This window comes from Parasphingorhabdus sp. JC815, from assembly GCF_040717415.1.
In the GTDB taxonomy this organism is placed as follows: domain Bacteria; phylum Pseudomonadota; class Alphaproteobacteria; order Sphingomonadales; family Sphingomonadaceae; genus Parasphingorhabdus.
Map to the genome: position 1 here is coordinate 1 of NZ_JBFEFM010000010.1, position 2627 is coordinate 2627.

1 protein-coding gene is annotated in these 2627 nt (G+C 52.3%); it reads left to right on the forward strand.

From position 1 onward, the window contains the following. The coding region (locus AB1K62_RS14595; protein ID WP_367004690.1) for a TonB-dependent receptor at window positions 1-2515 on the forward strand (2515 nt) is incomplete at its 5' end. Between the last annotated feature and the right edge of the window lie 112 nt (window positions 2516-2627).

Consider the following 2627-nt stretch of genomic DNA (forward strand, 5'->3'; position numbering starts at 1 on the left):
CAACCTGATTCCGGCGCTTCCCGATGACGAGTTTGGACTCGATACCAAGTTAGAGGTCGGTAATTTCAAAACGATGCGGGCCAGCGGGATGATCAACGTTCCGCTTACCGATACATTGGCGATCCGGGCTGCGGGAGCGCTCACCAGCCGTGATGGTTTTGATTACAACACATTCACTGATCGCCGGGTCAATGGCCGCGAACTCTGGTCCGGCCGCTTGTCGATGCAGTGGGAGCCAAGTGATCGATTGAGGGTCAATGCGATCTGGCAGCATTTTGAAGAGGATGATGATCGCTCGCGTACCGGCAAACAATTATGTACGCGCGACCCCGGTCCAACAACGGTGAACGGCGTCCGGATACCCGATGGGACACAACCAGGCCTATTTACTCCATTTGAGGAGAATCTGCGAGGGCGGTTCAGCCAGGGTTGCCAATCCGCGTCGCTTTATGAAGATGCGGCTTACGGCACACCGAACGGGTCAGGCCTTGCCTTTGTTGTCGCCGGTCAGGTGGTGATCACAATGGGTTCTCAACCAGGCGTGTTTGGACAGCAATATGCATTCCTCCCGACTGACCCCTTTCTCGATGCCACGCAATCGCGTGATCTGCAGGAAATTGCGACCGAATATGATCCGGTTTTCCGGGCCAAGAATGATGTCTTTCAGGGCAATCTGGAATTCGACGTCACCGATTCGCTGACATTTGTGTCGCAGACGGCTTATGCACGCGATCGCTATTATTCGTCACAGGATTATAACCGCTTTGTATCGGGACCATTGTTCAACGATACGACGGGTCTGGTCAATTTTAACTCGTTACCGATAAGTCAGGATCACGCGGCGCCAGGCGGCATTTTCTGTGACCCGCAATTGGGGTGTTCCAACCGTCTTCTCTCTGTTGACGTCAGCCGCTCGCGTAACCGTCAATGGTCGCAGGAATTTCGCCTGCAATCCGATTTCGACGGGCCATTCAATTTCAACCTTGGGGTCAATTATCTCGACTTCAAAACGCAGGACGATTATTTCGTCTTCAACAACGCCTTCACCTATATCGCTTATAATCTGTACAATTTACCTGCCGACCTATCTCCCAACTATGACCCTTGCCCGATAGGGAGCACAGGAAACGATTGCGTTTATGTCGATCCTAATCCGATCGACTCGCTCAACGAGCAGGGCCATAATTATTTTCTCAGCCGCAATCTGGTGCGGACCAAATCCTGGGCGGTTTTTGGTGAAGCCTATTGGGACGTAGCCGATAATCTGAAGGTCACAGCAGGTCTGCGCTGGACCAAAGACAAAAAAATCACCACGCCGGTGCAAAGCCAATTGCTGCTTGGCGGCGGCGGCGGAACAATCGGGACAAGCGGTGGCTATGTGAGTTCTGGCTATCCGACCGATCCCGATGTCGTCCAGAAATGGTCCGAACCAACCGGGCGCATCGTGGTCGATTGGAAACCCGAGCTGGATTTCACCGACCAGACGCTAATCTATGCTTCGGCATCGCGTGGTTACAAGGGCGGGGGCACCAATCCGCCACGTCCCAATTTGCATCCGCGTATCGTGCAGTTTCAACCGCTGCCATCAACGTTCAAGCCTGAATTTGTCAACGCCTTTGAAATCGGGACGAAGAATAGCTTCGATGGTGGCCGTTTCACACTGAACGCGACGGCATTTTATTATGATTACAAGGATTACCAGATATCACAGATCGTTGACCGCATTTCGCTCAACGAGAATTTCGACGCGACCAGCTGGGGGCTTGAACTCGAAACCGCATGGCGGCCTTCGCGCGCGTTCCAGGTCGATGCCAATCTGGGCTATTTGCAAACCCGGCTGAAAAAGGGAGCAAAATCGATCGACGTGATGAATCGCACCCAGGGCAATCCGGACTGGGTTTTATTACGTCCGTGGATCCAGCTACCTTCAAACTGCATCGCGCCCGCTCAGGTGGTCGAGGATATTTTGAGCAATCCCGTAACCCAATTTGGACTGGGACTGGGCGCTCTTCAGGCGCTGTGCGGGGGTTCCAAGGAATTGGGGACCTTTGATCCGTCTATAGACGGTTTGGCACTCTATCAATTCTATGGCTTTGAATATAATCCGATCACCGATGCGCCCAATGGCGGCCGCGGCTTTTTTGCCGACCTGGAAGGTAATGAGCTGCCCAACGCGCCGCGGCTGACATTCAATATTGGCGCACAATATACCTTCTTCATCAACGATGGAGATTGGGAATTGACACTGAGAGGGGACTATTATCGCCAATCGAAAAGCTTCGCGCGTGTATATAATAGCGAATATGATCGCCTCAAAGGATGGAGCAATGCAAATCTGGCGATAACGCTGGATAAGCCCTCGGATGATCTGACATTCCAGTTTTATGTCAAAAACCTCTTCGACAAGACTCCAATCACGGACTTTTTCACGAATAGTGATGATACCGGACTGAGCACGAATGTATTCACGCTCGATCCCCGGATATTTGGATTTAGTGTGGCGAAGAAATTCTGATGGACCGATTATCCGCGCTCTACTTGTGAGGAATATAATGAAGACAATCATACCGGCACTGATCCTGATTGCCGCAACAGGGGCTTATGCTCAGCCGGGGGAGGCTAGTGGC